Below are 5,839 nucleotides of genomic sequence, written 5' to 3' on the forward strand. Positions count from 1 at the left end.
CCAGTATTGCGGAGCCTTAGACGGCCAGGTCGCGCTGGGTCATGACCTTGTCGATCAGGCCATACTTGACGGCTTCGTCACCGCTCATGAAGCGGTCACGATCGGTATCGCGGGCAATGACGTCCAGGGGCTGGCCGGTGTGGTGCGCCAGGATCTGGTTCAGACGCTCCTTGATGAAGAGGATTTCCTTGGCATGGATCTCGATATCCGAGGCCTGGCCCTGGAAACCGCCCAGCGGCTGGTGGATCATCATCCGCGAATGCGGCAGGCAGTAGCGCTTGCCGGCGGCACCGCCCGCAAGCAGCAGGGCACCCATGCTGCACGCCTGACCGATACAGGTGGTCGAGACGTTGGGCTTGATGAACTGCATGGTGTCGTAGATGGACATCCCGGCAGTCACCGAACCACCCGGCGAGTTGATGTAGAGATGAATGTCCTTCTCGGGATTTTCAGCCTCCAGGAACAGCAACTGGGCAACCACCAGGTTGGCCATGTAGTCCTCGACCTGGCCGACCAGGAAGATGATCCGCTCCTTCAGCAGGCGCGAATAGATGTCGTAGGCGCGCTCGCCGCGGGCGGACTGCTCCACCACCATGGGCACCAGGCCACCGGCGGCCTGGATATCGGGAACGTGCGGAATAAAAGAGTTGCGAGACATGTCTTGCGATCACTCCCTAACAGATAGTGAAGCCTCAAAGACGCACAAGCCAGCACTAAGGCTGGCTTGTGGGATTCGAACGAGAGGAACGAATCAGGCCGCTTGCGGAGCTTCGGCCGGCTTGACCGCTTCTTCGTAGGATACCTGCTTATCGGTCACAGTGGCCTTTTGCAGGACAGTATCTACGACTTGTTCTTCCAGTACAACAGAACGGACTTCGTTCAGCTGGGGCTCGTTCTTGAAGTACCAGGCGACGACCTGCTCGGGCTCCTGGTAGGCCGAGGCCATTTCCTCGATCATTTCGCGAACGCGACCTTCGTCGGCCTTCAGCTCGTGCTGCTTGACCACTTCGGCGACGATCAGGCCCAGCACCACACGGCGCTTGGCCTGCTCCTCGAACAGCTCGGCCGGCAGTTGGTCAGGCTTGATGTTGCCACCGAACTGCTGGACGGCCTGCACGCGCAGACGGTTCACTTCGTTGCCGATCAGGGCCTTGGGCACTTCGATCGGGTTGGCCTGCAGCAGACCTTCCATGACCTGGTTCTTGACCTTGGACTTGATCGCCTGGCGCAGCTCGCGCTCCATGTTCTTCTGCACTTCGGCGCGGAAGCCATCGAGACCGGTTTCCTTCACGCCGAACAGAGCGAAGAACTCTTCGTTCAGTTCCGGCAGCTTGGGCTCGGCAACGCTATTGACGGTAACGGTGAACTCGGCAGCCTTGTTGGCCAGGTCCAGGTTCTGGTAGTCCTCGGGGAAGGTCAGGTTGAGCACGCGCTCTTCACCGGCCTTCGCCCCCACCAGCCCTTCTTCGAAGCCGGCGATCATGCGACCGGAGCCCAGCACCAGCAGGGTGCCCTTGGCGGCTCCGCCGGCGAAGGCTTCGCCGTCGATCTTGCCGACGAAGTCGATGTTCAACTGGTCATCGTTCTGGGCGGCACGCTCGACCACTTCGAAACGGGTGTTCTGCTTGCGCAGGACATCGAGCATGTTGTCGACATCAGCATCGGAAACTTCGGCCTGCAGGCGCTCGACCTTGATATCTTCCAGGCCGGAAACGGTAAATTCCGGGAAGACTTCGAAGGTTGCGATGTATTCCAGGTCCTTGCCTTTCTCGAAGGACTTGGGCTCTACCGACGGCGAACCGGCCGGATTCAGCTTCTGCTCGACCACGGCTTCGTAGAAGGTTTCCTGGATCAGATCGCCCATGGCTTCCTGGCGCGCGGAAGCTTCGTAGCGCTGACGAATGACACTCATCGGCACCTTGCCGGGGCGGAAACCTGGAATCTTGGCACGACGGGCGGTCTGCTGCAGACGCTTGTTGACTTCGGTCTCGATACGCTCGGCAGGCACACCAACGGTCATGCGGCGCTCAAGAGCGGAAGTGCTTTCAACAGAAACTTGCATGGATATTCCTCGTTGCACAGACGTAAGCCGGTCCTTCCGGCTCCCAGAATCAAGGGCATGCATTCTAGTAGAGGGAAAAGCAGAAGTCACCCCGCCAGGGTGCAGGCGGATCCCCGGGGTGTTTCCGGCCGCTTCCGCCGATCGCAGCCCGGTCTCGAACGAGTCGCTGGAGCTTCGCCGGAAGCGGGTGCATATAATGCCAGCCGATTCCGCTCCGACCGATGAAACCCTATGGACTGCCCTACCCTCAGCAAGGTATTGCTCGTCGAAGACGACCAGAAGCTCGCCCGCCTGATTGCCAGCTTCCTTTCCCAGCATGGTTTCGAAGTGCGCCAGGTGCATCGCGGTGATGCCGCGTTCGCCGCTTTCCTCGACTTCAAGCCGCAAGTGGTGGTTCTCGACCTCATGCTCCCCGGACAGAATGGTCTGCAGGTGTGCCGGGAGATCCGCCGGGTCGCGAACCTGCCGATCCTCATACTCACCGCCCAGGAGGACGATCTTGATCACATCCTCGGCCTGGAGTCCGGCGCCGACGACTACGTGATCAAGCCGATCGAGCCACCGGTGCTGCTCGCCCGCCTGCGCGCCCTGATGCGCCGGCACGCGCCCCTTCCCGCCTCCCCGGAAAGCCTGACATTCGGCAAGCTGAACATCGACCGACGGCGGCGCGAAGCGGAACTCGAAGGCCGCGGCATAGAACTGACCACGATGGAGTTCGAGCTGCTCTGGCTGCTGGCCAACCAGGCAGGGGAAATACTTTCCCGCGACGAGATCCTCAACCAGATCCGCGGCATCGGCTTCGACGGCCTGAACCGCAGCGTCGACGTCTGCATCAGCAAGCTGCGCAATAAACTGAAGGACAATCCGCGCGAGCCGGTCCGGATCAAGACCGTCTGGGGCAAGGGCTACCTGTTCAACCCGCTGGGCTGGGAACTCTGAATGCTGCGCCTGTTCCTGCGCCTCTACCTGCTGCTGGCCCTGGGGTTCGCTGCCGCGATCTTCGTGGTCGACCATGTCATCGACGCGTTCTACGACAGCATCGTCGAGAACTATCACCGCGACGCCGTTCGCGGCCAGGCCTATTCGCTGGTGGAAAAGCTGGCCCCGCTGGACCAGGCCGGACGCCAGCGACAGCTCGAAGACTGGCGTCCCCACTACGGGCTCGAGCTGAGCCTGACGGATGCCAGGCAGGCGAAGCTGACGCAGGAAGAGCAGGCCCTCCTCGACAAGAACCTGCTGGTGGTACGCGAGGACTTTACGGAATTCATCAGCCGCATCGACGCGGGTCCGCAGTTGCTCGACATCAAGCTGCCGCCGGAACCCTCGCTGACCCCACTGTTCACCGTGCTGGCCTACATCCTGCTCGGCGTGCTGGTCGGCATCGCCCTGCTGGTATGGGTCCGCCCGCACTGGCGCGACCTCGAGACCCTGCGCCTGGCCGCGCAACGCTTCGGCGATGGCGACCTGTCATCGCGCACGCGCATTTTCCGACGCTCCGATATCCGCACCCTGGCCCAGCACTTCAACCAGATGGCCGACCGCATCGAAAGCCTGATCAGCAACCAGCGCGAACTGACCAACGCGGTATCCCACGAATTGCGCACGCCGATCTCCCGCCTGTCCTTCGAACTCGAGCAATTGAACAAGCAGGTCGACGCCGAAGTACGCCACGACCTGATAGAGGACATGCGCGCCGACCTCGGCGAACTGGAGGAAATGGTCTCCGAACTGCTGACCTACGCCCGCCTGGAGCACGGCAACGTCGGGAGCCACCGGGAAATCGTCGACGCCGCGAGCTGGCTGGATAGCGTCGTCGCCGACGTCGCCCTGGAAGCCGAAGCCGCCGGAGTCACCTGCGAGATCAGCGCCTGCCAGGTCGAACAGATCCGCATCGAGCCTCGCTTCATGGCGCGCGCCGTGATCAACCTGCTGCGCAACGCCATTCGCCACGCACACTCGCGCGTCGAAATCGCCCTCCTCGATCAAGGCGACAGCTGTCAGATACGGGTCAACGACGACGGCCCCGGGATACCGGCGGACGCCCGGCAGAAGATCTTCGAACCCTTTTCGCGCCTGGACGACAGCCGCGATCGCAGCACCGGCGGCTTCGGCCTGGGCCTGGCGATCGTCCGCCGGGTCGCGCAATGGCATGGCGGCTATGCGGAAGCGCTGGAAACGCCGCAGGGAGGCGCCTCCTTCCGCCTGACCTGGGAGCGACCCCGCTGACAGCGGAGGCTTAACAATCTTTCACAGATTGCTGACAAAGCCGTAAGGATTGCCAGCCAGGCCCGCCCTAGCATGGGACACCTCGCCTTTCCGCCAGGTATTCCATGTTTCGCGCCATGCACCTTCCCCTTCTCGGCTGCCTGCTCGGCACCAGCGGCTGCCACGGCCTGCCACCCGCCCCGCCAGTGCCGAGCGCCGCCGTGGGCAACTACGGCGAGGTCATCGACTATCTGCAACGCCACATCCGCCGGGAAATGGAAAGGCAGGACGTGCCCGGCCTGGCCCTGGCATTGGTCGACGACCAGCAACTGGTCTGGGCCCGCGGTTTCGGCTATGCCGACCGACAGCACAGGATCAACGCCAGCGAGCACACCGCATTCCACGCCGGCGACCTGTCCAAGCTACTGATCGCCAGCGCGACCCTGCAACTGGCCGAACGCGGCCAACTCTCTCTCGACGCTCCGCTCCAGGACACCTTGCGCGAGTTCTACGTACGCTCACGCTTCCATGCCGACCAGAGCGAGGCGGATCGCGCGATCACTTTCCGCCGGCTGCTCAGCCATCAGTCCGGCCTTCCTGGCGAACACCTGCCGCCCCTGTTCGGCGAACGCCCGAACTCACTCGGCCAACTGCCGGCGAAAGTATCCGGTGTCTGGCTGAGCAATCCGCCGGGAACCCAGGTCGCCTATTCCAACCTTGGCTACGAACTGGTCGGCGCGGCCATCGAGCGCAACACCGGAAAGCACTTCGAGCAGCACATGCGCGAGCACCTGCTGGAGCCTTTGCAGATGACCCGCTCCAGCTTCGCCAGGAACGCCCTGCCCCAGGCGCAACGCGCCCACGGCTACAGCGGCGGCGGTCGCCCCGGCTCCGCCAGCGACCTCCCGGTCAACGATCTGTGGAGCAGCCCGGTCGACCTCAGCCGCTTCGTCCGCATGCTGTTCGCCAACGGGCGCCACAAGGAGCGCCAGCTTCTCCGGAAACACTCCGTCGAGGAGATGTTCCGCCAGCAGAACGCCGGCAATGCCCTGGACTTCGACTGCCAGGTGGGCCTGGCCTGGTTCCTCAGCCCGTGCGGCTCCGCGCCGCTGGAAGGGGGCATCCGTCACTATGAGTACGCCAGCGCCACCCCAGGATTCAGCGCCCACCTGGTTCTGCTGCCGGAACAGCGCCTCGCCGCCATTGTCATGAGCAACGCCGATGACAGCGGTTCGCTCACCGCCTCCCTGGCCCGGCAAGCGGCGTCGCTCATGCTGCAGGTCAGGCAGGGCGCTCGTCGCCCCGCCGTACAGCCCACCCCCGCGCGCGCGCCCGCACTGAAGGTGCCGAGCCCGGAGGACCGGCGACAGCTATACGGTCGCTACGCAACCCGCCAAGGCCAGGTTCGCCTGTACGAGCGCAGGGGTCGCCTGTACGCAGATTTCGGCGAACAACGCGTGGAATTGTTGCGCGACACCTCGGGCTGGCTGCAGATGAGAAAAAGACTGCTGGGATTCGGCGTTGGCCGTAGCTGACCACGTCCAGTTGCAACTGTCCGGCGCTGTCCATGCC

Annotated in this window: 4 protein-coding genes and 1 pseudogene; 3 read left to right on the top strand and 2 right to left on the bottom strand. The window is 63.4% G+C overall.

Annotation, left to right across the window (positions count from 1 at the left end; translation table 11 throughout):
* Positions 1-16: 16 nt before the first annotated feature.
* Together clpP and tig are read right to left on the bottom strand one after the other, a co-directional pair.
* Positions 17-658 (bottom strand): ATP-dependent Clp endopeptidase proteolytic subunit ClpP, encoded by a 642-nt coding sequence (gene clpP / locus FFS27_RS27205; RefSeq protein ID WP_003098129.1) that lies wholly within the window; start codon positions 656-658, stop codon positions 17-19.
* A 93-nt stretch (positions 659-751) separates the two neighbouring features.
* A complete protein-coding gene (gene tig, locus FFS27_RS27210) occupies positions 752-2,062 on the bottom strand; it encodes a trigger factor (protein ID WP_137952334.1) in 1,311 nt (436 codons plus the stop codon).
* Positions 2,063-2,293: 231 nt separating this feature from the next.
* Here tig and parR point away from each other — a divergent pair, with 231 nt between their 5' ends.
* The 3 genes and pseudogenes from parR to FFS27_RS27230 form a co-directional block, all read left to right on the top strand.
* Complete coding sequence (parR, locus tag FFS27_RS27220; RefSeq protein ID WP_003087915.1) at positions 2,294-3,001, top strand: response regulator transcription factor ParR; 708 nt, start codon at positions 2,294-2,296, stop codon at positions 2,999-3,001.
* Positions 3,002-4,288, top strand: a complete 1,287-nt coding sequence (gene parS / locus FFS27_RS27225) for a sensor histidine kinase ParS (RefSeq protein ID WP_003087912.1) — start codon at positions 3,002-3,004, stop codon at positions 4,286-4,288.
* A gap of 104 nt (positions 4,289-4,392) precedes the next feature.
* A pseudogene (locus FFS27_RS27230) lies at positions 4,393-5,784 on the top strand (serine hydrolase domain-containing protein); the annotation flags it as partial.
* Positions 5,785-5,839: the final 55 nt, after the last annotated feature.

The sequence above is a fragment of the Pseudomonas sp. 2VD genome, from assembly GCF_005503585.1.
GTDB classification, from domain to species: domain Bacteria; phylum Pseudomonadota; class Gammaproteobacteria; order Pseudomonadales; family Pseudomonadaceae; genus Pseudomonas; species Pseudomonas aeruginosa.

Excerpts from the sequence above, each read along its gene's own strand:
- clpP (WP_003098129.1), bottom strand. The coding sequence starts at position 658 with ATGTCTCGCAACTCTTTTATTCCGCACGTTCCCGATATCCAGGCCGCC.
- parS (WP_003087912.1), top strand. The coding sequence starts at position 3,002 with ATGCTGCGCCTGTTCCTGCGCCTCTACCTGCTGCTGGCCCTGGGGTTC.
- parR (WP_003087915.1), top strand. The coding sequence starts at position 2,294 with ATGGACTGCCCTACCCTCAGCAAGGTATTGCTCGTCGAAGACGACCAG.
- tig (WP_137952334.1), bottom strand. The coding sequence starts at position 2,062 with ATGCAAGTTTCTGTTGAAAGCACTTCCGCTCTTGAGCGCCGCATGACC.